Below are 24,665 nucleotides of genomic sequence, written 5' to 3'. Positions count from 1 at the left end.
AACGAAAATATTTAATTTAATCCGAACATTTAACGGATTTAGTCAGAGTGACAAAATCGAAAGATAAAAACACCTATCCATCTGGACGTCTATCTTGACCTTGTGGGGTTGACTCACTACTGTGGGCACCCCAATGCGGCAGGATGCCCGCCCTGTTTTCCCCCTATCCCTATCCGATACAGGTACAAAGCAGTTTATGACAGGAGGTCATTGTTCAATTTCAGAGGAACACATGATCCAGACTCAACCCAGTGCCAGGGCCTTGCTGCCACTTCTGGTTTTTCTCGCACTCTTTATCGGTACCGGTACCTGGCTGACCCTGCAGGGGGTCGAGTTCGCCTTCTATCAGCTGCCCGCTCCGGTTGCTGCCCTGCCTGCGGTGATGCTCGCCCTGCTGCTTGGCAAAGAGAGCTTCAACAGCAATCTGGAGACCTTCTTCAAGGGGGTCGGGCACAGCAATATCATGGCGATGTGCCTTATCTATCTGCTGGCGGGCGCCTTTGCCAGCGTGGCCAAGGCCACCGGCGGGGTTGATGCCACCGTGGCGCTGGGCCTGTCGCTCATCCCTGGCTGGGCGCTGTTGCCCGGGCTGTTCCTCATCTCTGCCTTTATTGCTACCGCTATGGGCACCTCCATGGGCACCATAGGTGCCGTGGCGCCGGTCGCGCTGGGCGTGGCGCAGGCGGCCGGTATCGATCCGGTACTGATGGCAGGCACCATTCTCTCCGGCGCCATGTTTGGCGATAACCTCTCCATCATCTCCGACACCACCATAGCAGCAACCCGCAGTCAGGGGTGCGAGATGAAGGACAAGTTCCGCGAAAACTTCAAGATTGCGGCCCCAGCTGCCATCGCGGTGATCCTGCTCTATCTGACCCTGGGGTCAGTGGGTGAATCCCCTGCCAGCGGCAGCGCCATCGAGCTGTTCAAGGTGATGCCTTATCTGCTGATCCTGGGGCTGGCGCTCGCCGGAGTGAATGTGTTTGTGGTGCTGGGGATCGGCATTCTGGCCGCCGGAGTGGTGGGCATGATCAACGGCTACGCCATCGGTCAGTTCAGCAAGGATATCTATCAGGGCTTTACCGGCATGCAGGAGATCTTCCTGCTCTCCATGCTGATCGGCGGCCTCGGCGCCCTGATGGAACGTCAGGGTGGACTGGCCTGGATCAGCGAGCGCATCAGCGCCCTGATTGCCCGTTTCACTCGCGAGCACAATGGTGAACAGAACGAGAAAGCCGCCGAGCTCGGCATCGCCGGGGTGGTGAGCCTCACCAACCTCTGCACCGCCAACAACACGGTGGCTATTATCGTCGCCAGCAAGGTAGCCCGGGATCTGGCCGAACACCACGGTGTCACCCCGCGCCGCGCCGCCTCCATGCTCGATATTTTCTCTTGCGTGGTACAGGGTCTGATCCCCTGGGGCGCACAGGCGCTGCTGCTGGGCTCCATCTTCGCCCTGTCACCGCTGGCGGTAGTGAGCATGAGTTTCTACCCGATGGCGCTCGCGGTGGCGGCACTGATTGCCGTGTTCGTGAAGCACCAGATGCGCGGCAAGGCTGACAAGTAACAGGATAACGTCCATGCGTTTCTACACAGGATTAGCGCTCGCGGTAGCGGCACTGATTGCCGTGTTCGTGAAGCACCAGATGCGCGGCAAAGCTGACAAGTAACAGACCAGACGCTGGCGCGCCGACATGCCATCAACAGGGGCCACACCCTGGCCCTTGTTGACTCACTATCGGATCCGCCAGCATTTATCCCACCGTTCCGGGCATCAGCCGTCCGGGACGGGGTTTCCCTGCCCCCCTTAACGTCAAGAGTGAATGTGCTAAGGTAGAGCGCGTTCAAGCCATCGATGCGCAGCTATACCAGAGGTTCCCCATGCATGAGTCCCAACCCGAACGTCAATCCCTGCGCCAACTGGTTCGTCAACGCCGCAAAAATCTGAGTCCGGCCGAGCAGCAGGCGGCGGCCCAACAGCTGCTGGCCCAGTTCAAGCAACACCCCGAGATCCTCGCCGCCAAACGCATTGCCCTCTATCTGGCCAATGACGGGGAGATCAATCCCTTGCCCACCATCCATTGGCTGTGGGCCCAGCACAAAGAGGTCTACCTGCCGGTGCTCCACCCCTTTACTCCGGGTCACCTGCTCTTTTTGCGCTATACCGCCACCAGCCCCATGGTACGCAACCGCTACGGAATCGAAGAGCCGGAGCTGGATATCCTGCAGGTGGTGCCCCACAGCACGCTCGATCTTATCTGCACCCCGCTGGTCGCCTTCGATGCCCAGGGCAATCGTCTTGGCATGGGGGGCGGCTACTACGATCGCACTCTCGCCATCTGGCATGAGCACAAGCTGGGCCCCAAGCCGCTCGGCATTGCCCACGACTGCCAGCAGGTGGATGCGGTCCCGCAAGAGGAGTGGGATGTACCGCTGCCCCAGATCATCACCCCGAGCCACTGCTGGCGCTTTGAATAGGCTGTTTTTGGCAGGCAGCCCCTGCTTTGTGCGCGCAAACGCAGAATAAACAGGCAAACGATTTACAAAGTCCCTCTTTTTGCCCCGGAACGTGAGCAACAAGGTCGCGACGGGGTACCGGGTTGGATATAATGCGCCCGCTTTTTTCTTAAGGAACGATCATGACTCAAGATGAAATGAAGAAGGCGGCCGCTTGGGCTGCGCTCAAGTATGTGGTTCCCGGTACCATCGTCGGGGTAGGCACCGGCTCTACCGTCAACCACTTTATCGACGCGCTGGCGACCATGAAGGACGAGATCAAGGGGGCGGTATCCAGCTCCGTTGCCTCCACCGAGCGCCTCAAGGGCTTCGGCATCACCGTATATGATCTCAACGAGATCGACGCCCTCTCCGTCTATGTGGATGGCGCCGATGAGATCAACGCAACCCGTGACATGATCAAGGGCGGTGGCGCAGCCCTGACCCGCGAGAAGATCGTTGCCGCCGTGGCAGACAAGTTCATCTGCATCATCGACAACACCAAGACCGTCGACGTGCTGGGCCAGTTCCCGCTGCCGGTGGAAGTGATCCCGATGGCCCGCGAATACGTGGCCCGCGAAATCCGCAAACTGGGTGGCAACCCGGTCTGGCGTGAAGGGGTGGTCACCGACAACGGCAACCACATTCTGGATGTAAAAGGGATGGCCATTACCGACGCCAAGGCGCTGGAAGTGCAGCTGAACGCCATCGTTGGTGTGGTCACCAACGGCCTGTTCGCAGCCCGCGGCGCCGATGTGGTCCTGATCGGTACGCCGGACGGCGTGATTACCCAGTAATCCCGACACCGGCAGCACAGTGCAGCGGCATCCTCCCTCGCCCGCCAACGCCATTTTGCCAACCCTGACACAGCGATGGCGTTGATTGAGCCCCGGGATGGGATACTAACCCAGACATTGCATTCTGAATAAATGACGGCGCCTGATGGCGCCGTTTTTATTTATCCCTCAACAAGTTGCATACGGATGTTTACAACATTCGTTGATAACTTCAAAGAATTTGACTTTCGTCACAAATATTCCCTCTCCCAAACGTTTTTGCTACTTTACGGTTTTCTTCGCACACCAAATCTGCACTTACGTTTGCACATACAGAGGGATCGTCATGACTGCCAAGTTTTCGTTGGACAAGGATAAAATCAAGGTTCTGCTGCTGGAGGGGGTTCACCCCAACACCGTAGAGACCTTTCGTGCCGCAGGTTACACCAGTGTGGAGTATCTCAAGACCTCGCTCTCCGAAGAGGAGCTGATCGAGCAGATCCGCGACGTCCATTTCATCGGGCTGCGCTCCCGCACCCAGATCACCGAGAAAGTCCTCGACGCCGCCAACAAACTGGTCGCTATCGGCTGCTTCTGCATCGGTACCAACCAGGTAGAGCTGGAAGCGGCCCAGATCCGCGGCATTCCGGTCTTCAACGCCCCCTTCTCCAACACCCGTTCGGTCGCCGAGCTGGTACTGGGCGAGATCCTGCTGCTGCTGCGCGGCATCCCCGAGAAAAACGCCAAGTGCCATCGCGGCGTGTGGGAAAAACTGGCCAATCGCTCGGTGGAAGCCCGCGGCAAGAAGCTCGGCATCATCGGCTACGGCCACATCGGTACCCAGCTTGGCATCATCGCCGAGAGCATCGGCATGAAGGTTTATTACTACGATATCGAGAACAAGCTCTCGCTGGGCAACGCCATTCAGGTGCCGAGCATGGTCGAGCTGCTCAATATGTCTGACGTCATCAGCCTACACGTGCCGGAGACCGCCTCCACCAAGAACATGATCGGTGCCGAGCAGCTGCGGATGATGAAACCGGGCGCCATCTTCATCAACGCCGCCCGCGGTACCGTGGTGGATATCGATGCGCTGGCTGACGTCATCAAGAGCGGCCATATCGCCGGCGCCGCCATCGACGTCTTCCCAGTCGAGCCCAAGTCCAATGACGAGGAGTTCCAAAGCCCGCTGCGTGGGCTGGAGAACGTGATCCTGACTCCGCACATCGGTGGCACCACCCATGAAGCGCAGGAGAACATCGGGCTGGAAGTGGCCAACAAGCTGGTCAAATACTCCGACAACGGCTCCACCCTCTCTGCCGTCAACTTCCCGGAAGTGTCGCTGCCGGGCCATAAGGGCTCCAGCCGCCTGCTGCACATTCACCGCAACCAGCCGGGCGTGATGAACCAGATCAACCAGATCTTCGCCGAAGAGGGGATCAACATCGCCGGTCAATACCTGCAGACCAGCAGCCATATCGGTTACGTGGTGATCGACGTGGAGACCGAGCACAGCGAGAAGGCGCTCGCCAAGCTCAAGGAGATCAACGGCACCATCCGTGCCCGCATCCTCCACTGATAGCCCCTTATCTGCGCAGCAAAAAGCCCGTCGTGATGACGGGCTTTTGTGTGAAGCAGAACCTCAAAGCAGCGTGATGGCTTACCACCACCCCAACAGGTTGCGGCCCACCAGAGCGCCCCACACCAGGGCATTGAGGGCCAACGCGATAAAGACGGCGGCAGAGCCCAAATCCTTGGCGCGACCGGAGAGCTCATGATGCTCGGAGCCAACCCTGTCTACCACAGCTTCGATGGCAGAGTTGAGGATCTCGACGATCACCACCAGCCAGCTGATGACGATAAGCAGCAGGATCTGGTTGAGAGAATCCCCCAGCCAGAAGGCCAGCGGCATCAGCAACAGGATCAGCATCAGCTCCTGCCGAAACGCCGCCTCGTTAATCCAGGCTGACTTGAGCCCCTTCATGCTGTAACCGGTTGCGTTGATGATGCGGGTGACCCCGGTTGCCCCTGGCTTTGCCACGCTAACTACCTCATTTGGAATCGATTTTGGCCTCACATCCTATCAGAGCCCCCCAAGGTTTCAATCAGGGGACTTTTGCTTTATTTTATCTCTTTGCTTTTTCGCCCCTTGCGGCTGACACCACCCACTCGAGACTTGAGTTGTATGTCCATTCACACAGATGAATTGCGCACCCGTCGCCTGGAGTCACTGATCACTCCGAGCGAGCTTGCACACGCGTTTCCGATCACCGATACCATTGCCCAGAATCTGCTGGATGCCCGTCGCGAAGTGGAAGCCATTCTGGCCGGAGACGATCAGCGCCTGCTGGTCATTGTCGGCCCCTGCTCTATCCATGATCCCGCTGCTGCTCGCGAGTATGCCCAGCGCCTCAACGCCCTGCGCGAGCAGTATAAAGAGAGCCTCTGCATCGTGATGCGCACCTACTTCGAGAAACCGCGCACCATCGTCGGCTGGAAAGGGCTCATCAACGATCCGCGCCTCGATGGCAGTTTCGACGTCAACGAAGGGCTGAAACTGGCGCGCAAACTGCTGGTCGACATCAACGAGATCGGCATGCCCACCGCCACCGAATTCCTCGATATGGTGACCGGCCAGTATATTGCCGACCTCATCACCTGGGGCGCCATCGGCGCTCGTACCACCGAATCCCAGGTACACCGCGAGATGGCTTCGGCCCTCTCCTGCCCGGTCGGCTTCAAGAACGGCACCGACGGCAATACCCGCATCGCCATCGATGCGGTGCGCGCCGCCCGTCACAGCCACATCTTCTATTCGCCGGACAAAGACGGCAAGATGACCATCTACCGCACCGCCGGTAACCCCTTTGGTCATGTGATCCTGCGTGGCGGCCACCGCCCCAACTACGACACCGCCAGTGTCGATGAAGCCTGTGAAGCATTGGCCGATGTGGGTCTGCCGGAGCGTCTGGTGGTCGATTTCAGCCACGGCAACAGCATGAAGGATCACCGCCGTCAGCTGCTGGTGGCGCAAGATATCTGCGATCAGCTGCGCCGCGGCCGTACCGGCATCGCCGGCATCATGGCAGAAAGCTTCCTGGTGGAAGGGCGTCAGGATGTGGAGAACGGCTGCGCAGCCACCTTTGGCCAGAGCATCACAGATGCCTGCCTGTCATGGAGCGACACCGAAACCCTGCTGGCGATGCTGGCCGAAGCCGCGCTGGTGCGGTTGAACAAAGCAAACCTGCGGTAACGACTGCGACATCACCCTTCGGCCAGAGCATCACAGATGCCTGCCTGTCGTGGAGCGCCACCGAAATCCTGCTGGCGATGCAGGCCGAAGCCGCGCTGGTGCGGTTGAACAAAGCAAACCTGCGGTAAGACTGCGACATCACCCTTCGGCCAGGGCATCACAGATGCCTGCCTGTCGTGGATCGACTCCGAAACCCTGCTGGCGATGCTGGCAGAGGCGGCGCAGGTGCACCTGAGCAAACAGGCTTGAACTGCGAATAAAACCAAAGGGGCCAGTATTTTTGATACCGGCCCCTTCTTCTTGCTGTCGGCCGATTACGCTTCGCTAATCGACCCTACATGCGCGCTCTTTCCTGTACACCCTACTTACAAACTGGGCATAAACCACACGCGTCCTGCCGCTTCGATGCGGTCGGTGCGGATCTGGAATACCTGTGCCAGCAGCGCCTCATCCACCAGCTCGACACCCCCTTCGCGCACCACCGCGCCCCCTTGCAGGCAGAGAATGCGGTCGGCCCAGTCGATGGCCAGATTGATATCGTGGATGGCGATCACCACCAGCAAGCCTTGCCCGGCCAGGGTTTTCAGCAAGCGCAATAGCGCCAGCTGGTGATGCAGGTCGAGCCCCGCCAGCGGCTCGTCCAGCAGCAGCACCTTGCCGGTCGGATTGAGGCTCGGCCACACCTGCAGCAGGGTGCGGGCAATCAGCACCCGCTGCTGCTCGCCCCCCGACAACCGGCTGAAGTCACGAGCCAGCAAAGCTTCCAGCTCCAATGCCTCGCACAATGCATTTATCGCCTCGTTCTGTCTGGCAGGTGCAACCATCTCATCGAGCCCCAGGCTCAACACCTGAAACACCGGAATATGAAACAGCTGGGGCTGACGCTGGGGCAGCATGGCGCGCCGTTTGGCAATCTCGGGCCAACTCATGTCAGTAAGCACTCCCCCCCCCAGCAGCACTGTGCCATCGGCGGGTAAAATCCCCGCCAGCGCCCCGAGCAGGGTCGACTTGCCACTGCCATTGGGGCCAAGCAGCGCTACCAACTGGCCACCATGCCAGCGGATATCTAGGGGAGAGAGCCGTCCGGCAATGGCGAGTGCGCTCGCCTCCAGCAGCGGCGCAGCAGCACGAGAAGAAACCGGCTTGGGATCAGCGGGTGACATCGGCATCTTGCCTCAACAACGGGTAAATAAGGAGACTGCGCGCCCCGACCAAATCATGCAGATATTCATGCAGCACCATCGGCAGTTTGCCTCAATAGCAGGTAGATAAAGAGCGGCGCCCCCACCGAGGCGGTGATGACGCCGATAGGCAACTCCCCCGCGCTCAGGGTGGATCGAGCAACCAGATCGGCCGCCAGCAGCAGGGCCCCGCCGCCAAGCGCCGAGGCAGGCAGCAGAAAGCGCTGATCGCTGCCACCGCAGAGCCGCAGCAGATGGGGCACCACCAACCCGACAAAACCGATCACGCCGCACAGCGACACCGCCACACCGGTCAGCAGACAGACCGCCAGCACCAACCGCACCCGCATCCTGTCGACATCCATCCCCATCAGGCGGGCCTGGGTCTCCCCCAACAACAACTGTTGCAGCGCCTTGCCCTGCCAGCAGAGCCAGCACAGGGTGAGCGGCAGCACCAGCCACCACCAGGCAAACTGCTGGCTGCCGTAAGAGAGGCTGCCCATCATCCAGAACATGAATTCACGCAAGGAGCCGTCGTCGGCAAAGTACATCAGCCAGGTCATGGCGGCATTGGTGAGAATACCGATAGCCACCCCAAACAGTAGCAAGCGGGCATGGCCGAGACGCGCCCGGCGAGCCAGCCGAATGAGCAGCATGGTCACCAGCAGGGCGCCACCGAAGGCCGCCAGTGACAGCCCCCAGCCGGGCAGATAGACACCGAGGGATTTGGCTACCGCCATCGCTACCATGGCAGCCAGTCCTGCCCCGCTTGAAACACCAAGCAGCCCGGGCTCCGCCACCGGGTTGTGCAGCATCACCTGCAATACGGCGCCGCCACAGGCAAGGGCTGCGCCGGCCAAGAGGGCCAGCAAGGCACGGGGTAGCCGCAGCTCCAGCAGGATGCGCTGTTCGAGATCGCCAAGGGGCTGCCAGGGCAGCAGCACAAACTCGCCCCAGACGAGGGAGAAGAGAAACAGCAGCAGGGTCAGCAGCGTCAGGCCACAGAGCCAGCGCCGCTGCCAGCGCTGCTGGCGGGCGATAAGGGAGAGGTACAAGGAGGATCCCCGAATAACAAGGCTTCCCCCCGGCCCTGTCGCAGCGCCGGGGGAGAAGCAGGAAAAAGGCATGATAACAGTGGCTTGCCACCCAAGGTCAAGGCTGGTAACGCTTGGCCATCACGCTTATCTCGCCGCTGGCCACCAGATTTTGCAGCGCCACCAGCAAGGGCTGGCGCAGCGACTGGTGAGGTGAGTGCTTGCTCATCCCCAGATAGAGGGTCACCGGCGTGGCGGGGCGGTAGTCCGCCTTGCCTATCCGGCTGGCATTTCCCTGACTCAGGGCATAGTCCACCTGACAGTCGGTGCCAATCATCAGCGGCAGGTGACCGCGCTGCACCATGCGCAGCAGCTGATCTTCGGTGGGTACTCCGTGCTTGTCGAGGCGACTGTCAGAGTTGAAGGGCTCAAAGTAGGCTGAGTTGAGCACATAGCCCACCTTCACCCCCTGCAGATCGCGGTATTGGTGGATCCGGGCCACATTGATCGGCTGACCATAAAACGCGGGCCAGCACTTGTAGTAGGCAGGCTGCAGATAGTCGATGAACTGCGCCCGCTCGGCGGTATAGGCGAGGCCAATCATCAGATCGACCTGACCGGTTTGCATCTGCTTGAGCGCCCTGCCCCACGGCATCCGCCGTACCTGCAACTCAATGCCGCTCGCCTGTTGCAACCGGCGCAGGATGTCCATGTCGAGCCCCTGCAACCGGCCATCCGCTTGTAGGATGCGAAATGGCGGCCACAGATCAGTGGCCACCGTCAGCGTCGGGGTCGCACACACCGGCATGGCAAATAACAGTAACAACACAATCCCGCATAACTTGCCCATCCCGTCGCATACCTCGCACGGCTTATCCTGTTGGTTAAAAATACCCTCCCGCACCACGTATGAAAACCCGTGGTTCAGGGATAAAATGCGCCGGATTTTCAAGGAGAACCCTATGAACCCGATTTTCACCAGTATCGGTCTGCTGCTCTGCAGCAACGTCTTTATGACCTTCGCCTGGTACGCTCACCTCAAGAGCATGAACCATAAACCCTGGATCATTGCCGCCCTGGTGAGCTGGGGTATCGCTCTGTTCGAATACCTGCTACAAGTGCCCGCCAACCGCATCGGCCATACGGTGATGAGCGTGGGCCAACTGAAAATCCTGCAAGAAGTGATCACACTCACCGTATTCGTCCCCTTCTCTATCTTCTATCTCAAAGAAGAACTGAAATGGGACTATCTCTGGGCAGGGCTCTGCATTCTCGGTGCGGTCTTTTTTGTCTTTCGCGAGAAACTGACCGGCGCCTGAGGCTGTACACTCAATATCATCCCGCTCATGGCATCTCATTGATCGACGAGGCAAAAAAATGGAATTGCGAGACATGTTACAGATCCTGGCCAAGCAGGATGGCTCAGACCTCTATCTGTCGACCGGCGCGCCCCCCTGCGCCAAATTTAACGGCGGCCTGCGCCCCCTCAACGAAACGCCGCTGGAACCGGGTGAAGTGGCGCGGATCGCCGCCGAGATCATGGATGGCGAGCAGAAGCAGCAGTTCGAGAAGGAGTTGGAGATGAACCTCGCCATCTCCCTGCCCCAGATCGGCCGCTTTCGGGTCAACATCTTCAAGCAGCGCAACGAAGTCTCTCTGGTGGCGCGCAACATCAAGACCGACATCCCCCGCTTTGAAGATCTCAAACTCCCGCCTGTGCTGCTCGACACCATCATGGAGAAACGTGGCCTGGTGCTGTTTGTCGGCGGTACCGGCTCGGGCAAGTCCACCTCGCTCGCGGCCCTCATCGACCATCGCAACCGCAACAGCGGCGGCCACATCATCACCATCGAGGATCCGGTGGAGTTCGTGCATCGCCATCGCAAGAGCATCATCAACCAGCGGGAAGTGGGCGTGGATACCCGCAGCTTCCATGCGGCCCTGAAAAACACCCTGCGTCAGGCGCCAGACGTCATTCTTATCGGCGAGATCCGTGATCGCGAGACCATGGAACATGCGCTGGCCTTCTCCGAAACCGGCCACCTTGCCATCTCCACCCTGCACGCCAACAACGCCAACCAGGCGCTGGATCGCATCATCAACTTCTTCCCGGAAGAGCGCCGCCCACAGCTGCTCAACGATCTGGGCAACAACCTCAAGGCCTTTGTCTCTCAGCGGCTGGTGAAAACCACCGATGGCGGCCGCCGGGCCGCAGTGGAGATCATGCTCGGCACCCACACCATCCGCGACATGATCAAGCGCGGCGAATTTGGCGGCCTCAAAGAGGTGATGGAAAAGTCAAAGGCCCTCGGCATGGTCACCTTCGACAGTGCCCTGTTTGATCTGGTAGTAGAAGGCGTAATCGACGAGGAGGAGGCCGTGAAAAACGCCGATTCGGCCAACAACCTGCGCCTCAAAATCAAGCTGTGGAAGGAGAAGGGACAGATAGCCAGCAGCAGTGATGCCACCGGCTGGAGTCTGGAGCCAACAAAGGATGAAAAGGACGATCTCTTCTGATCGCTCCCTCCCGTGCCTCAACAGGCACGGGGGCATTATCTCCCTCTCACACTTTCGCAAAGTGTCTTCCAGACCACTTAACACCAACGGCGAACGCGCTGGCAATACGCCACATACTCGTCACCAAAGCGGGCGCTTAGCAGCCGCTCCTCCGGCATGATCTGAAAGCGAGTTAACCAGGCCACCAGCACGATTGGCCCAACCCAGACCCACATCCCGCCGAGATAACAGCCCCAGGCGGCCAGCCAGCAGAGCAAGCCCAGATACATGGGATTGCGGCTGACACGATAGACGCCACAGGTCACCAGACGGCTGGTGTGCTGCGGTTTGGTGGGGCTGACCGTGGTCTGGTGGTGACGAAACCGTTGCAGGGCCCCAAAGCCCATGATGGCCCCCGCCACGACCAGCACAGCCATCAGTGTCATTGCCCAGATACCGGGCTGGCTCTCCCCTCTTAGCCACCACATGGCCCCTGCACAGAGCAGGAAGATCAGCGGTGGTGGCAAACGTAACTCAAGATTGACCATTTTATTCCCCTGACGAGTGTCGGCCGAACCCGTGTTGCGGTAGACTCCCAACCAGTCAGCGCCTGTTGAGAGTGACAAAGATCATAATAATAACAATAAGTTGTGGTTAAACCACCACCAATGTGGCCGACCCCGTCCAAACTATCCAACGCGAACAACAAAAAGGAATCACCATGCACAAGAAAACTCTGCTGGCTACCCTGATCTTCGGCCTGCTCGCGGGCCAAGCCGTTGCGGCTCCCTATCTGCCCCTTGCGACAGATCATCGCAACGGCCAGGAGCAAACCGCCAGCAACGCCTGGTTGGAAGTGGATCTGGGCGCCTTTGAGCACAATATCCAGACCCTCAAGGATCGTCTCGGTGACAAGGGCCCGCAGATCTGCGCCATCATGAAGGCCGACGCTTACGGTCATGGCATCGACCTGCTGGTCCCCTCCGTGGTCAAGGCCAATATCCCCTGCATCGGCATCGCCAGCAACGAAGAGGCGCGCGTCGCCCGCGAGAAGGGCTTTACCGGCCGTCTGATGCGGGTGCGTGCTGCCACCCCGGATGAAGTAGAGCAGGCCCTGCCCTACAAGATGGAGGAGCTGATCGGCAGTCTGGTGAGTGCCCAGGGTATCGCCGATATCGCCCAGCGCCACCACACCACCATTCCGGTGCATATCGCGCTCAACTCAGCCGGCATGAGCCGCAACGGCATCGACCTGCGCCTGGCCGATGCCAAGCAGGATGCGCTGGCCATGCTCAAGCTAAAGGGGATCACCCCGGTCGGCATCATGACCCACTTCCCGGTTGAGGAGAAAGAGGACGTCAAGATGGGACTGGCCCAGTTCAAACTGGACTCCCAGTGGCTGCTGGAAGCGGGCAAGCTGGATCGCAGCAAGATCACCATCCACGCCGCCAACTCCTTCGCCACCCTGGCTGTGCCGGACGCCTACTTCGACATGGTGCGCCCGGGCGGCCTGCTCTACGGTGACTCCATCCCCTCCCACACCGAATACAAGCGGGTGATGGCATTCAAGACCCAGGTCGCCTCGGTCAACCACTATGCAGCGGGTAACACCGTCGGTTATGACCGCACCTTTACTCTCAAGCGTGACTCCTGGCTCGCCAACCTGCCGCTGGGCTACTCCGATGGCTATCGCCGCGCCCTCAGCAACAAAGCCTATGTGCTGATCCAGGGTCAGAAGGTGCCGGTGGTCGGCAAGACTTCCATGAACACCATCATGGTGGATGTGACGGATCTGAAAGGGGTGAAACCCGGTGACGAGGTGGTGCTGTTTGGCCGTCAGGGTGAAGCCGAAGTGAAACAGGCGGATCTGGAGGAGTACAACGGCGCCCTGCTGGCGGACATGTACACCATCTGGGGCTACACCAACCCCAAGAAGATCAAACGCTGATCACGCGATATGAAAAAGGGCTCCCGCGGGAGCCCTTGTTGTTTGGTATTAAATGATGTTGCGTTTAAGCGGCCTTTTTTCGGGTCACAAACAGACTCAGCCCCATGGATGCCAGCAGGATCAACGCGACTACGCCCAGTGCTATGCCGGTCGGGATCTTGAAGATATCCAGCAGCAGCATCTTGACCCCGATAAACATCAGGATCAGCGCCAGACCGTATTTGAGCAGGGCGAAGCGATCAGCCACACCCGCCAGCAGGAAGTACATGGCACGCAGACCCATGATGGCGAAGATGTTGGAGGTCAGCACGATGAAGGGATCCGTGGTCACCGCGAAGATGGCCGGGATACTGTCCACCGCGAAGATGAGATCGCTCACCTCCACCAACACCAGAATGAGCAGCAGCGGGGTGGCATAGCGCACACCGTCACGCCAGACGAAGAACTTCTCCCCTTCCAGGGTCTCGGTCACCTTGAAACGACGGCGCATCCAGCCTAGCAGCGGATTGTTGGCCAAGTCCGGCTCCTTGTCGGCCGCCCACAGCATCTTGGCACCGGTCAGCAGCAGGAAGGCGCCGAACAGATAGAGGATCCAGTGGAACTGCTCGATGAGCCAGCTACCCGCGAACACCATACCGGCACGCATCACGATGGCACCCAGTACTCCATAGAGCAGCACCCGGCGCTGCAGCTCGGCCGGAATGGCAAAGTAACCGAACAGCATCAGCCAGACGAATACGTTGTCCACTGCCAGCGCTTTCTCGATGAGGTAGCCAGTGAGGAACTCCAGTCCCTTCTGGTTGGCAATCTCACGGCCCGCGCTGTGATCCAGCCAGAGCCAGATGGCCAGGTTGAAGAGCAGCGCCACGCTGACCCAGATGAGGGACCAGACACCCGCCTCTTTGAGGGACACCTTGTGTGACTTGCCGCCACCGACAAAGCGTATGTCTATCCATAACAGGACCAGCACTATGCTGAAGAAACCGGTCCACATCCACCATTCACCCATTTTCACTTCTCCCAAAAACGACAAAACCCACGACCGAGAGGCGTGGGTTTGCGTTTGGAGCAGATACACCTTGCCTCTCGGCAAGGTCTCACTTACAGCTGATTTGCATCGACTGCCCGGCTGCCGGGTGCACTGCAGGATATGGGTGCACCGTAATGACGACAAACCGGCGAGAAGTTACTCCCCTTGTTGCGCGGATAGTAGCAGCGGTAAAAGATAACGCCAAGAGGCATCTTCACTGCCGTCAAAAATAAATCGGGGCCCCATCAAGGAGCCCCGCAAGCAGGTTCAACACATCCCCATCAGAGCGGGTCGACCTTGAGGCAGGAGACCGCGTGATCGAAGTTCCCCTCCAGCACGGGGCGGGTCTTGGCGCACTCGGGGCCAGCCACCGGGCAGCGGGTGCGGAACACGCAACCGGACGGCGGGTTCATCGGTGAGGGCAAGTCCCCCTCCAGGATCTGGATCACCTTGTTGCGCTCCAGCTCAGGGTCCGGGATCGGCACCGCTGACATCAGCGCCTTGGTGTAGGGATGCAGCGGATTGGCAAAGATCTCCTTGCGGGTCCCCAGCTCGACGGCGTTGCCCAGATACATCACCAGCACCCGATCGGAGATGTGTTTGACCACCGACAGATCGTGGGCGATGAAGATGAGCGACAGCCCCATCTCCTTTTGCAGGGATTTGAGCAGGTTGACCACCTGCGCCTGAATGGAGACGTCAAGCGCCGACACCGGCTCGTCGCAGATGATCATCTTGGGCTCGAGGATCAGCGCCCGGGCAATCCCGATCCGCTGGCACTGGCCACCGGAGAACTCGTGCGGATAGCGGTTGACCAGGTTGGGCAAGAGCCCCACCTTACTCATCATGGCGCGCACCTTCTCCTTCACCTCTTCCCGTGGCAGGTTGGGATAGAAGGTGATGAGCGGCTCGGCGATGATGTCGCCGATGGTCATGCGCGGGTTCAGAGAAGCCAGCGGGTCCTGGAAGATCATCTGGATCTCTTTGCGCTTCTCGCGCAGGGCATTCTGATCGAGCTTGGTGAGATCGTCACCCAGCCACACCACCTTGCCATCGGTGGCCGGTACCAGACCGATGATGGCGCGGGCAAAGGTCGATTTGCCGCAGCCGGACTCCCCCACCACACCGAGGGTTTCCCCCTCATAGAGACGCAAGGTCACGCCATCGACCGCCTTGAGGTCGGACGGTTTGGCCCAGGGCCACGCCTTGCCACTCTTGATACTGAAGTGGACCTTGAGGTCAGACACTTCCAACAGCAATTTCTTATCGGCACCCATTTAGTTGGCCCCCTTGTTCATGGCATCCGAAACCCAGTGACAGGCTCGCTCCCGACCGTCGTTGAAGGGGGTCAGGATCGGTGACTGCTGGCCGCAAATCTCGCTGACCCGGTGGCAACGCTCCTGGAAGGGGCAACCGGTGGGCAGACGCAGCAGGTTGGGCGGATTGCCCGGGATGGTGGGCAGCACTTCCCCTTCGGTATCGAGGCGGGGAATGGCGCGCAGCAAGCCTTCGGTGTAGGGGTGGCTCGGGCGATAAAAGATATCGTCTACCTTGCCGTACTCCATGGTACGACCGGCATACATCACCAGCACCTTGTTGCAGATACCGGCGACCACGCCGAGGTCGTGGGTGATCATGATGATGGCGGTGTTGAACTCGCGCTTGAGCTCGTTCATCAGGGTCATGATCTGGGCCTGTACGGTCACGTCAAGCGCGGTGGTCGGCTCGTCGGCGATCAGCAGTTGCGGCCGGCAGAGCAGCGCCATGGCGATCATCACCCGCTGACGCATGCCGCCGGAGAACTCGTGGGGATACATGCCCATCCGTTTGCGTGCTTCGGGAATTTTGACCGCATCGAGCATCCGTACCGACTCTTCGAATGCTTCCGCCTTGCTGACGCCCTTATGCAACATCAGCACTTCCATCAGCTGATCCTGCACCTTCATGTAGGGGTTGAGCGAGGTCATGGGGTCCTGGAAGATCATGGCGATCTTCTCGGAGCGGATCTTGTTGAGCTTGGACTCCGGCAGGTTGAGGATTTCCTCCCCCTGAAACTTGGCGGAACCGGTAATAATGCCGTTCTTGGCCAGCAGCCCCATGATGGCAAAGGCCGTCTGGGATTTACCGGAGCCGGACTCGCCGACGATCCCCAGGGTTTCACCCGCAGAGAGAGAAAAATTGAGGTCGTTGACCGCCACCACATTGCCATCCGGGGTCTTGAACTCGACCCGCAGATCTTTCACATCCAGTAACTTCATATAAAAACTCCTTATCGATCTTTCGTGATGCTTTCCTGTCGACCCGATGCTCGATTAACGATCTTTCGGATCGAGGGCGTCACGCAGACCATCCCCGAGGAAGTTGAAGCAAAACAGGGTCACCACCATAAAACCGGCGGGGAACAGCAGTTGCCAGATGGCCACTTCCATCGACTTGGAGCCTTCATCCAGCAGGGCACCCCAGCTGGTCATCGGTTCCTGAACCCCAAGGCCCAGGAAACTCAGGAAGGATTCAAACATGATCATCCCCGGCACCAGCAAGGTGGCGTAAACGGCCACGATACCGAGTACGTTCGGTACGATGTGACGGGTGATGATCTTCCACTTGGAGACGCCACAGACGTGGGCCGCCTCGATAAACTCCTTGCTCTTGAGGCTGAGAGTCTGGCCGCGCACGATACGCGCCATGTCGAGCCAGCTCACCGCCCCGATAGCGATAAAGATGAGTGCCAGATTGCGGCCAAAGAAGGTGACCAGCATGATGACAAAGAACATGAAGGGGAAGGCGTTGAGGATCTCCAGTACCCGCATCATCAGGCTGTCGACCCGCCCGCCGATAAAGCCGGAGGCCGCGCCATACAGGGTGCCGATGATGACCGCCACCATGGCGCCCATGATGCCGACCATCAGGGAAATCCGGCCACCCAGCAGAGTGCGCACGAACAGATCGCGCCCCAGGCTGTCGGTACCGAAGTAGTGACCCACTTCCATATCGGGCGGCGACTGCATGGCGCCCCAGTCCGGATCGTCAAAGGTGTATTGGGACAGATGGGGGCCAAAGATGACCGCCAGACCGATGATGGTCAGAATGATCAGGCTGGTCAGGGCCGCCTTGTTGCGCAGGAAACGGCGACGGGCATCCTTCCACAGGGAGCGCCCCTCCACCACCTCGACCTTTTGCGCGAACGCCTCGACGGCATCGCGTTTTTCAGTTGAAACAACCATGATGAACTCCCGAATTAGTAACGGATCTTGGGATCGATAAAGGCGTAGAGAATATCGACCACAGCGTTAAAGGTGATGGTAAGGGCGCCGACCAGAATGGTCAGACCGAGCACCATGGAGTAATCACGGTTAAGGGCACCGTTGACGAACAGCTGACCGATCCCCGGCAGACCGAAGATGGTCTCGATCACCACCGAACCTGTGATGATGCCGACAAAGGCCGGGCCCAGATATGAGACCACCGGCAGCATGGCCGGACGCAGCGCGTGTTTCAGGATGATGTGGCGCAGCGGCAAGCCCTTGGCACGAGCGGTCCGGATGAAGTTGGAGTTCATGGTCTCGATCATGCTGCCCCGCATGATCCGCGAGATGGCGGAGATGTAGTACATCATCATGCCGAACACCGGCAGCACCATAAACTGGATGCCACCACCCTGCCAGCCACCGGCAGGGAACCAACCCAGATGAATACTGAAAAACAGCACCAGCAAGGGCGCCAGCACAAAGCCCGGGATCACCACCCCGGCCATGGCCGACGACATCAGCAGATAGTCGATGATGGTGTTCTGTTTCAGTGCCGCTATGGTGCCGAAAGTGACCCCCAGCAGCACGGCGAAGAAGAAGGCCGTGGTCCCGATCTTGGCGGAAACAGGCAGCGCCTGGCTCACCAGATCATTGACGGTGAAATCCTTGTATTTGAAAGAGGGGCCCAAATCACCCTGCACCAGGTTGCCCAGGTAGGTGAGATATTGCATGCCAATGGGTTTGTCGAGCCCATATTTGGCCTCGATGTTGGCGATGACTTCGGGGGGCAGTGAACGCTCGCTGGTAAAGGGGTTACCCGGGGCGAAACGCATCATGAAGAAAGATACGGTGATCAAGACCAGCAGAGTCGGGATCGCTTCCAATAGCCGTTTAAAAATGAATTTCAACATAGACATTTCCTGTCCTGTACTGCTTCCAAAGGGTCGCGGTTGTAATAAAGGCCCACCGTCTGGCGGGCCCTGCTTGTTATGCGACTTGTTGCTTTAAATCAGTGAGCAATGATGTACATATCTTTGCTGTAGAGGTTATCCAGCGGGTTGCTTGGGTAACCCCCAACATAAGCTTTGACCATCCGAGGTTGAACATATTGGTATATCGGGATGATCGGCATGTCCTTGGCCAGGATCTCTTCCGCCTGGACATAGAGTTTGTTGCGAGCGTCCGCATCAACCTGATCACGAGAGTCGGTCATCAACTTGTCAAACGCTGGATTGGAGTACTTGCCATCGTTGTTGCCGTGAGTGGTCTGCATCAGATCCAGCATGGATGAGGCTTCGTTGTAGTCGGCGCTCCAGCCGGCACGACCCACGTCAAACTGGCCCTGCTTCTTGGTTTCCAGGTAAGTTTTCCACTCCTGGTTCACTAAACTGACCTCTGCACCCAGTTTTTTCCACATGGAAGCAACGGCCACAGCCACTTTCTTGTGGTTGTCATCGGTGTTGTAGAGCAGCTCGAACTTCAACGGCTTGCTGGCATCGAAACCTGCCTCTTCAAGCAGCGCCTTGGCCTTGGCATCACGCTCGGCCTGGGTCATTTTTGACCACTCTGGGGCAACCGGTTTAAAACCATCGACATAGTCAGGCGTCAACCCATATGCGGGTTTTTGCCCTTGCCCCATGACTTTATCTGCAATCACGTCACGATTGACCGCATAAGAAAGAGCAGTTCGCACTCGCACGTCATCAAACGGCTTTTTCTTGATGTTGAACTGGTAGTAATAAGTAGAAACCAGACCTTCAACCTTCAAATCAGCCGGGTAATCTTTCTTGAGTTGCTTGAAACGTTCGATAGGCACGTTCCATGTCATATCAATTTCACCAGCCAAGAAGCGATTTAGCTCCGCGTTGGTGGACTGAATCGGAAGATAGGTAACCTTGTTGATCACCGTTTTCGCATCATTCCAGTAGTTTTTATTACGCTCCAAGCCAATTCGCTCATTAACAACCCACTCCTTCAATACGTAGGCACCATTACCTACCATATTGCCCGGCTGGGTCCATTTTTCACCATACTTCTCGATGACCTTCTTCGGTACCGGGTAGGTGGTGGTGTGAGAGAGCATGGTTACGAAATAAGGGATAGCCTTCTCGAGCTGCACTTCGAAGGTGTAGTCGTCGGTCGCCTTCACGCCCAGCGTATCAGCCGGCTTCTTGCCAGCAATGATCTCTGTAGCATTGGCAATAGTTGGCATCTCCAGATACCAGGAGTAAGGAGAGGCTGTCTTGGGGTCAACTGCACGCTGGAAGGCATATACAAAATCATGTGCGGTGACAGGTTCACCGTTGGACCACTTGGCATCTTTGCGCAGGTGGAAGACGTAGTGCTTGTTATCCTTGGTTTCCCAAGACTCTGCGACACCAGGAACAACTTCCCCTTTCGAACCGGATGTCACGAGACCTTCAAAGAGGTCGCGCAAAATTGCAGACTCAGGCGTTCCTTCAACTTTCTGTGGGTCCAAGGTCGCAGGCTCGGAACCGTTGCCTTTTACCAGTTGCTGGACTTCAGCCAGCTTGGTTCCCGCCGGGACATCGGCAGCCTGAGCCACATTGACGCCACCAAACAGTGCAGCCACCAGCAATGTGTTAATCATTGTTTTTTTATGAGTCATTTCCCTACTCCAACAAGAACATTCCATGCGTTTTTAAAGTGACGGGGTTAAAACCCGCTCCCAGCATAATTCCCTGCCAATTCCGATAATGCAACAGATATTGTCAGGGTAATCGTCATTTTCTGGTCAAAAAATCAGCTGAGGTGCGCTTTTTCAGTATTAAAACACCAACAAAACGCTCATTTTTCACACAAACGACCGATTCTAGAAAAGACCGGGCAAAAAGCAACCAATAAAAAGCCGGTCACGAGGACCGGCTTTCATAAAGCGGAGCTGGCTCACATCAGGCTGGGGAAAACCCCCTTGATACCGGCCACCATGATCTCGATACCCAGCGACATCATGATAAGACCCATGATACGGGTCACCACGTTGATGCCGGTGTTGCCCATGATCTTGAACAGCAGCGGCGCGGCGCGGAAGATGAGCCAAGAGCAGAAGGAGAAGACCACGACAACCACTGACATGCCGAGCAGCTGCTGCCAGTGGCTCTGGCTGGCATAGACAATCACCGAGGAGATGGCACCGGGGCCCGCCATCAGCGGCAGCGCCAGCGGTACCACGGCGATAGACTCGCGCACTGCCAGTTCGCCCTTTTCCTGTTTGTTGTGCTTCACCTCGCCCAGCTTGCCCTGCAGCATCGACCAGGCAATCAAGGTAATCAGCGACCCACCGGCGATCCGGAACGACGCCAGCGAGATGCCAAACCCATCGAGGATCAGCTGCCCCATATACATGGAGACCAGCAGGATCACCATCACCGCGATATTGGCGGTGGTATTGGTTTTCATCCGCTCGGCCTGGGTATGGTGGCTGGTCAGACTGACAAACACCGGCAACAAACCAAGCGGGTTGATAATTGCGAACAAACCGACAAAAAACTTCAGATACAACGAGACGTCAATTGCTGCCATAGGCGCCTTCCAATAGAGTTTCGGGCCCAGCGGGCCAGTCCATTAATTTCGTGCGTAAATTTACATCATAGCCAGAGCGGGCACCAATCAAATAATCTCACCATTTTGAGGGTTTTTTAGTTAGTTCATCTAATGCATCCGCGCTAACTGGCATAAACCGATGCCAAAAGCCCTTTCTACCGCCCGACACGCGTTAGAAAAGTGAGCGCAAACCTGCTTAATCATAACCGGAGAGTACGACGATGACTGACCGAATGACCAAGCGACTCGAGAGGATCCAGGCTTTGCCTTCCCACTATTTCAGGCCAGACATCACTTCATTGACTCGGCAAGAGAGCCACAATGCAAAAACCGGGAAAGGGGGCAGAAATGGCCCCCTTGGGGAATAAAGCGGATTAGTCATGGATTAAAACAACAATCATTTTTGCAACAAACGCTGGAATAAAGTGCGTTTGTCGGTGATTTTGAAACCAATTCACTCATATTTGCTAACCTATACCGCCAAAATAGCTCTGTAATACTATGGCCGAGTGCAATTAACCACTTGATAAATGTGGTTTATTACTCTGCATTAACAAGTCTCTCACCTTTCCCTTTGATGCACATTCCGATAACATCAGTCAAACAAGGATTGTGAAATAAAATTTCTTTTGTTCTTTTGTTACACATGATCCAGATCAAGTTTTTCTGAGTCAGCCCCGCTCTATAATCGACTCAGAAAGCGATTTAGTAAGGCATGTGAAAAAGCTGTTGCAACGATACCGTCTTGACAGGGCGACTATAATTGCCGGGCATTGCCAACGTCTTACTAAACAGTTTTCAAATAATCAGGAGATAAACATGGCAGTAACCAATTTGGCTGAACTGGATGCACTGGTCGCCCGCGTTAAGGAAGCCCAGCGTGAATTCGCCAGCTTCTCTCAAGAGCAGGTAGACAAGATCTTCCGTGCCGCCGCCCTGGCCGCCAACAACGCCCGTATCCCCCTGGCCCAGATGGCCGTGGAAGAATCCGGTATGGGTATCATCGAAGACAAGGTTATCAAGAACCACTTCGCCTCCGAATACATCTACAACAAGTACAAAGACGAGAAGACCTGCGGCATTCTGAGCGAAGATGATCAGATGGGTACCATCACCATCGCCGAGCCGGTAGGTATCATCTGTGGTATCGTTCCGACCACCAACCCGACCTCCACTGCGATCTTCAAATCCATGATCGCGCTCAAGACCCGCAACGCCATCATCTTCTCCCCGCACCCCCGCGCCAAGAACTCCACCAATACCGCTGCCAAGCTGGTACTGGATGCCGCTGTTGCCGCCGGTGCGCCGAAAGACATCATCGGCTGGATCGACCAACCGTCTGTTGAGCTCTCCAACGCCCTGATGAAGCACGAAGACATCAACCTGATCCTGGCCACCGGTGGCCCGGGCATGGTGAAAGCAGCCTACTCTTCCGGTAAGCCTGCTATCGGTGTCGGTGCCGGTAACGTGCCTATCGTTATCGACGAAACCGCCGATGTTAAGCGTGCCGTTGCCTCCATCCTGATGTCCAAGACTTTCGATAACGGCGTGGTCTGTGCTTCCGAGCAGGCAGTCATCGTTGTTGATGCCATCTACGACCAGGTTAAAGAGCGCTTTGCATCCCACAAGGGCCATGTGCTCTCCAAAGAAGATGCTGACAAGGTACGTAAAGTCATCCTGATCAACGGTGCCCTGAACGCCAACATCGTTGGCCAGCCAGCCACCAAGATTGCCGAGATGGCAGGCGTGACTGTACCGGCTGATACCAAGATCCTGATTGGTGAAGGCGTCAAGCTGTGTGCAGAAGATGAGTTTGCTCACGAGAAATTGTCCCCGCTGCTCGGTATGTTCCGTGCAAGCAGCTTCGAAAACGCCGTTGATATGGCCTGTGACATGGTCAACATCGGTGGTATCGGCCACACCTCAGGTCTGTACACCGACCAGGACCGCAACGCTGACCGCATCAAGTACTTCGGCGACAAGATGAAGACCGCGCGTATCCTGATCAACACTCCGTCTACCCAAGGCGGTATCGGTGACCTGTACAACTTCGCAATGGCTCCGTCCCTGACCCTGGGTTGCGGCTCCTGGAGCGGTAACTCCATCTCCGAAAACGTGGGTCCGAAGCACCTGATCAACAAGAAGACAGTCGCAAAACGGGCAGAAAACATGCTGTGGCACAAACTTCCGAAATCCATCTACTTCCGTCGTGGTTCCCTGCCGATCGCTCTGAGCGACCTGGAAGGTAAAAAGCGTGCCATGGTCGTAACTGACCGCTTCCTGTTCAACAACGGCTACGCCGATGAACTGGTCAGCCTGCTGAAAGCACAGAATATGGAAGTGGAAGTGTTCTACGAAGTAGAAGCTGACCCGACCCTGGCTGTGGTTCGCAAGGGTGCCGAGATGGCCAACTCCTTCAAACCGGACGTTATCCTGGCGCTGGGCGGTGGTTCACCGATGGATGCAGCCAAGATCATGTGGGTGATGTACGAGCACCCGAACACTGCGTTCGAAGATCTGGCCATGCGCTTCATGGACATCCGCAAGCGTATCTACAAATTCCCGAAAATGGGCGTGAAGGCCGAACTGGTCTGTATCACCACCACTTCCGGTACCGGCTCTGAAGTCACTCCGTTTGCGGTAGTAACCGATGAAGTGTCTGGTCAGAAGTATCCGCTGGCTGACTACGAGCTGACCCCGAACATGGCCATCGTTGATGCCAACCTGGTCATGGGCATGCCGAAGTCCCTGTGTGCCTTCGGTGGTATCGATGCCGTGACTCACGCCATGGAAGCCTATGTTTCCGTACTGGCTAACGAGTACTCCGACGGTCAGGCGCTGCAAGCCCTGAAAATGCTGAAAGAGTACCTGCCGTCCAGCTACCAGAACGGTGCCAACGACCCGATCGCTCGTGAGAAGGTGCACAATGCAGCCACCATCGCCGGTATCGCGTTCGCCAACGCCTTCCTGGGTGTGTGCCACTCCATGGCTCACAAACTGGGTGCCGAGTTCCACATTCCGCACGGTCTGGCTAACGCCCTGCTGATCAGCAACGTCATCCGCTACAACGCGAACGACAACCCGACCAAGCAGACTGCGTTCTCCCAGTACGACCGCCCGCAGGCTCGTCGTCGTTACGCCGAAGTCGCTGACCACCTGGGTCTGACTGCTGCCGGTGACCGCACCGCCGCCAAGATCGAGAAGCTGCTGACCTGGCTGGACGAGCTGAAGGCTACCCTGGGTATCCCGGCCTCTATCCGCGAAGCTGGCGTGACTGAAGCTGACTTCCTGGCCAAGGTTGACCAGCTGGCTATCGAAGCTTTCGATGACCAGTGCACCGGCGCCAACCCGCGCTACCCGCTGATCAGCGAGCTGAAGCAGGTTCTGCTGGACTCCTACTACGGTCGTCCGTTCACCGAAGCCGCTCCGGTAACTGCTGCCCCGGTTGAAGCCAAGGTTGAAGGCAAGAAGAAATCCAAGGCCTGATAACCAGTCCTGAGATAACAAGCCCGCGCACTGCGCGGGCTTTTTTTATCTGCCACTTATCACAGAGCTCCTCTCTCTGTAGTGGTCTAATCATCCCGGACACCATTTTAGGTGGTACAGTCGCCACCATGACCTGAGGTGTTCAATGACAAG

The 24,665-nt window shown here is 57.6% G+C and carries 21 protein-coding genes; 9 read left to right on the top strand and 12 right to left on the bottom strand.

The window, feature by feature from the left end:
- Positions 1 to 232 precede the first annotated feature (232 nt).
- The 4 genes from G5195_RS19345 (at position 233) to serA (ending at position 4,851) form a co-directional block, all read left to right on the top strand.
- Entirely contained in the window at positions 233 to 1,567 is a 1,335-nt protein-coding gene (locus tag G5195_RS19345) for a Na+/H+ antiporter NhaC family protein (RefSeq protein WP_106844006.1), read from the top strand.
- Positions 1,568 to 1,881: 314 nt separating this feature from the next.
- A complete protein-coding gene (locus G5195_RS19340; protein ID WP_005337635.1) occupies positions 1,882 to 2,478 on the top strand; it encodes a 5-formyltetrahydrofolate cyclo-ligase in 597 nt (198 codons plus the stop codon).
- 161 nt (positions 2,479 to 2,639) lie between these two features.
- Positions 2,640 to 3,293 (top strand): ribose-5-phosphate isomerase RpiA, encoded by a 654-nt coding sequence (gene rpiA, locus G5195_RS19335; RefSeq protein WP_421221423.1) that lies wholly within the window; start codon positions 2,640 to 2,642, stop codon positions 3,291 to 3,293.
- A gap of 325 nt (positions 3,294 to 3,618) precedes the next feature.
- Entirely contained in the window at positions 3,619 to 4,851 is a 1,233-nt protein-coding gene (serA, locus tag G5195_RS19330) for a phosphoglycerate dehydrogenase (protein WP_005337639.1), read from the top strand.
- 81 nt (positions 4,852 to 4,932) lie between these two features.
- On the opposite strand, the gene G5195_RS19325 is transcribed toward serA, so the two are convergent.
- Positions 4,933 to 5,313, bottom strand: coding sequence for a diacylglycerol kinase (locus tag G5195_RS19325; protein WP_005337641.1), 381 nt, complete (start codon positions 5,311 to 5,313; stop codon positions 4,933 to 4,935).
- A 144-nt stretch (positions 5,314 to 5,457) separates the two neighbouring features.
- Here G5195_RS19325 and G5195_RS19320 point away from each other — a divergent pair, with 144 nt between their 5' ends.
- Complete coding sequence (locus tag G5195_RS19320; RefSeq protein WP_106844008.1) at positions 5,458 to 6,525, top strand: 3-deoxy-7-phosphoheptulonate synthase; 1,068 nt, start codon at positions 5,458 to 5,460, stop codon at positions 6,523 to 6,525.
- A 365-nt stretch (positions 6,526 to 6,890) separates the two neighbouring features.
- Here the strand turns inward: G5195_RS19320 and G5195_RS19315 are convergent, their stop codons facing one another.
- The 3 genes from G5195_RS19315 to G5195_RS19305 form a co-directional block, all read right to left on the bottom strand.
- Positions 6,891 to 7,688, bottom strand: coding sequence for an ATP-binding cassette domain-containing protein (locus G5195_RS19315; protein ID WP_421236398.1), 798 nt, complete (start codon positions 7,686 to 7,688; stop codon positions 6,891 to 6,893).
- Positions 7,689 to 7,753: 65 nt separating this feature from the next.
- Positions 7,754 to 8,761 carry a vitamin B12 ABC transporter permease BtuC gene (gene btuC, locus G5195_RS19310; protein WP_421221422.1) on the bottom strand — a complete coding sequence of 336 codons (1,008 nt, stop codon included), beginning with the start codon at positions 8,759 to 8,761 and terminating at the stop codon, positions 7,754 to 7,756.
- 97 nt (positions 8,762 to 8,858) lie between these two features.
- Positions 8,859 to 9,590 (bottom strand): substrate-binding periplasmic protein, encoded by a 732-nt coding sequence (locus tag G5195_RS19305; RefSeq protein ID WP_421208714.1) that lies wholly within the window; start codon positions 9,588 to 9,590, stop codon positions 8,859 to 8,861.
- Between the two features lie 112 nt (positions 9,591 to 9,702).
- Here G5195_RS19305 and G5195_RS19300 point away from each other — a divergent pair, with 112 nt between their 5' ends.
- On the top strand, positions 9,703 to 10,059 hold the full coding sequence (locus tag G5195_RS19300; RefSeq protein ID WP_151287233.1) for a DMT family protein: 357 nt from the start codon (positions 9,703 to 9,705) through the stop codon (positions 10,057 to 10,059).
- 58 nt (positions 10,060 to 10,117) lie between these two features.
- Entirely contained in the window at positions 10,118 to 11,257 is a 1,140-nt protein-coding gene (gene tapW / locus G5195_RS19295; RefSeq protein ID WP_421208712.1) for a type IVa pilus ATPase TapW, read from the top strand.
- A gap of 77 nt (positions 11,258 to 11,334) precedes the next feature.
- Here the strand turns inward: tapW and G5195_RS19290 are convergent, their stop codons facing one another.
- Positions 11,335 to 11,784, bottom strand: a complete 450-nt coding sequence (locus tag G5195_RS19290; protein ID WP_421208710.1) for a methyltransferase family protein — start codon at positions 11,782 to 11,784, stop codon at positions 11,335 to 11,337.
- Between the two features lie 173 nt (positions 11,785 to 11,957).
- Between G5195_RS19290 and alr the strand changes: the two genes are divergently transcribed.
- The gene (alr, locus tag G5195_RS19285) at positions 11,958 to 13,184 is read left to right on the top strand and encodes an alanine racemase (RefSeq protein ID WP_042056513.1); all 1,227 of its coding nucleotides are present in this window, start codon (positions 11,958 to 11,960) and stop codon (positions 13,182 to 13,184) included.
- Between the two features lie 64 nt (positions 13,185 to 13,248).
- Here alr and G5195_RS19280 read toward each other — a convergent pair whose 3' ends face one another.
- The 7 genes from G5195_RS19280 to G5195_RS19250 form a co-directional block, all read right to left on the bottom strand.
- Positions 13,249 to 14,193: a TerC family protein gene (locus tag G5195_RS19280; protein WP_005337664.1), complete on the bottom strand. Its 945-nt coding sequence runs from the start codon at positions 14,191 to 14,193 to the stop codon at positions 13,249 to 13,251.
- A gap of 302 nt (positions 14,194 to 14,495) precedes the next feature.
- Complete coding sequence (oppF, locus tag G5195_RS19275; RefSeq protein ID WP_005337666.1) at positions 14,496 to 15,491, bottom strand: murein tripeptide/oligopeptide ABC transporter ATP binding protein OppF; 996 nt, start codon at positions 15,489 to 15,491, stop codon at positions 14,496 to 14,498.
- Entirely contained in the window at positions 15,492 to 16,472 is a 981-nt protein-coding gene (locus G5195_RS19270) for an ABC transporter ATP-binding protein (protein WP_005337668.1), read from the bottom strand.
- A 54-nt stretch (positions 16,473 to 16,526) separates the two neighbouring features.
- On the bottom strand, positions 16,527 to 17,438 hold the full coding sequence (gene oppC, locus G5195_RS19265) for an oligopeptide ABC transporter permease OppC (RefSeq protein WP_421221421.1): 912 nt from the start codon (positions 17,436 to 17,438) through the stop codon (positions 16,527 to 16,529).
- A 14-nt stretch (positions 17,439 to 17,452) separates the two neighbouring features.
- Positions 17,453 to 18,373: an oligopeptide ABC transporter permease OppB gene (oppB, locus tag G5195_RS19260; RefSeq protein ID WP_005337672.1), complete on the bottom strand. Its 921-nt coding sequence runs from the start codon at positions 18,371 to 18,373 to the stop codon at positions 17,453 to 17,455.
- Positions 18,374 to 18,471: 98 nt separating this feature from the next.
- A complete protein-coding gene (locus tag G5195_RS19255) occupies positions 18,472 to 20,091 on the bottom strand; it encodes an ABC transporter substrate-binding protein (RefSeq protein WP_227342374.1) in 1,620 nt (539 codons plus the stop codon).
- A 278-nt stretch (positions 20,092 to 20,369) separates the two neighbouring features.
- On the bottom strand, positions 20,370 to 21,005 hold the full coding sequence (locus G5195_RS19250; RefSeq protein ID WP_005337678.1) for a YchE family NAAT transporter: 636 nt from the start codon (positions 21,003 to 21,005) through the stop codon (positions 20,370 to 20,372).
- A gap of 840 nt (positions 21,006 to 21,845) precedes the next feature.
- On the opposite strand from G5195_RS19250, the gene adhE reads away from it, so the two are divergent.
- Positions 21,846 to 24,512 carry a bifunctional acetaldehyde-CoA/alcohol dehydrogenase gene (gene adhE, locus G5195_RS19245; protein WP_019446648.1) on the top strand — a complete coding sequence of 889 codons (2,667 nt, stop codon included), beginning with the start codon at positions 21,846 to 21,848 and terminating at the stop codon, positions 24,510 to 24,512.
- Positions 24,513 to 24,665 lie beyond the last annotated feature (153 nt).

It is taken from the genome of Aeromonas sp. 601039, from assembly GCF_049174415.1.
Taxonomy (GTDB): domain Bacteria; phylum Pseudomonadota; class Gammaproteobacteria; order Enterobacterales; family Aeromonadaceae; genus Aeromonas; species Aeromonas veronii_A.
The sequence above is the reverse complement of the archived record's forward strand: the minus strand, read 5'-3'. Positions and strand labels throughout refer to the sequence as shown.

Bases quoted from the DNA above. Each gene is read 5' to 3' on its own strand.
- G5195_RS19345 (WP_106844006.1), top strand. From the start codon at position 233: ATGATCCAGACTCAACCCAGTGCCAGGGCCTTGCTGCCACTTCTGGTT.
- G5195_RS19340 (WP_005337635.1), top strand. From the start codon at position 1,882: ATGCATGAGTCCCAACCCGAACGTCAATCCCTGCGCCAACTGGTTCGT.
- rpiA (WP_421221423.1), top strand. From the start codon at position 2,640: ATGACTCAAGATGAAATGAAGAAGGCGGCCGCTTGGGCTGCGCTCAAG.
- serA (WP_005337639.1), top strand. From the start codon at position 3,619: ATGACTGCCAAGTTTTCGTTGGACAAGGATAAAATCAAGGTTCTGCTG.
- G5195_RS19320 (WP_106844008.1), top strand. From the start codon at position 5,458: ATGTCCATTCACACAGATGAATTGCGCACCCGTCGCCTGGAGTCACTG.
- G5195_RS19315 (WP_421236398.1), bottom strand. From the start codon at position 7,688: ATGTCACCCGCTGATCCCAAGCCGGTTTCTTCTCGTGCTGCTGCGCCG.
- G5195_RS19305 (WP_421208714.1), bottom strand. From the start codon at position 9,590: ATGGGCAAGTTATGCGGGATTGTGTTGTTACTGTTATTTGCCATGCCG.
- G5195_RS19300 (WP_151287233.1), top strand. From the start codon at position 9,703: ATGAACCCGATTTTCACCAGTATCGGTCTGCTGCTCTGCAGCAACGTC.
- tapW (WP_421208712.1), top strand. From the start codon at position 10,118: ATGGAATTGCGAGACATGTTACAGATCCTGGCCAAGCAGGATGGCTCA.
- G5195_RS19290 (WP_421208710.1), bottom strand. From the start codon at position 11,784: ATGGTCAATCTTGAGTTACGTTTGCCACCACCGCTGATCTTCCTGCTC.
- alr (WP_042056513.1), top strand. From the start codon at position 11,958: ATGCACAAGAAAACTCTGCTGGCTACCCTGATCTTCGGCCTGCTCGCG.
- G5195_RS19280 (WP_005337664.1), bottom strand. From the start codon at position 14,193: ATGGGTGAATGGTGGATGTGGACCGGTTTCTTCAGCATAGTGCTGGTC.
- oppF (WP_005337666.1), bottom strand. From the start codon at position 15,491: ATGGGTGCCGATAAGAAATTGCTGTTGGAAGTGTCTGACCTCAAGGTC.
- G5195_RS19270 (WP_005337668.1), bottom strand. From the start codon at position 16,472: ATGAAGTTACTGGATGTGAAAGATCTGCGGGTCGAGTTCAAGACCCCG.
- oppC (WP_421221421.1), bottom strand. From the start codon at position 17,438: ATGGTTGTTTCAACTGAAAAACGCGATGCCGTCGAGGCGTTCGCGCAA.
- oppB (WP_005337672.1), bottom strand. From the start codon at position 18,373: ATGTTGAAATTCATTTTTAAACGGCTATTGGAAGCGATCCCGACTCTG.
- G5195_RS19255 (WP_227342374.1), bottom strand. From the start codon at position 20,091: ATGACTCATAAAAAAACAATGATTAACACATTGCTGGTGGCTGCACTG.
- G5195_RS19250 (WP_005337678.1), bottom strand. From the start codon at position 21,005: ATGGCAGCAATTGACGTCTCGTTGTATCTGAAGTTTTTTGTCGGTTTG.
- adhE (WP_019446648.1), top strand. From the start codon at position 21,846: ATGGCAGTAACCAATTTGGCTGAACTGGATGCACTGGTCGCCCGCGTT.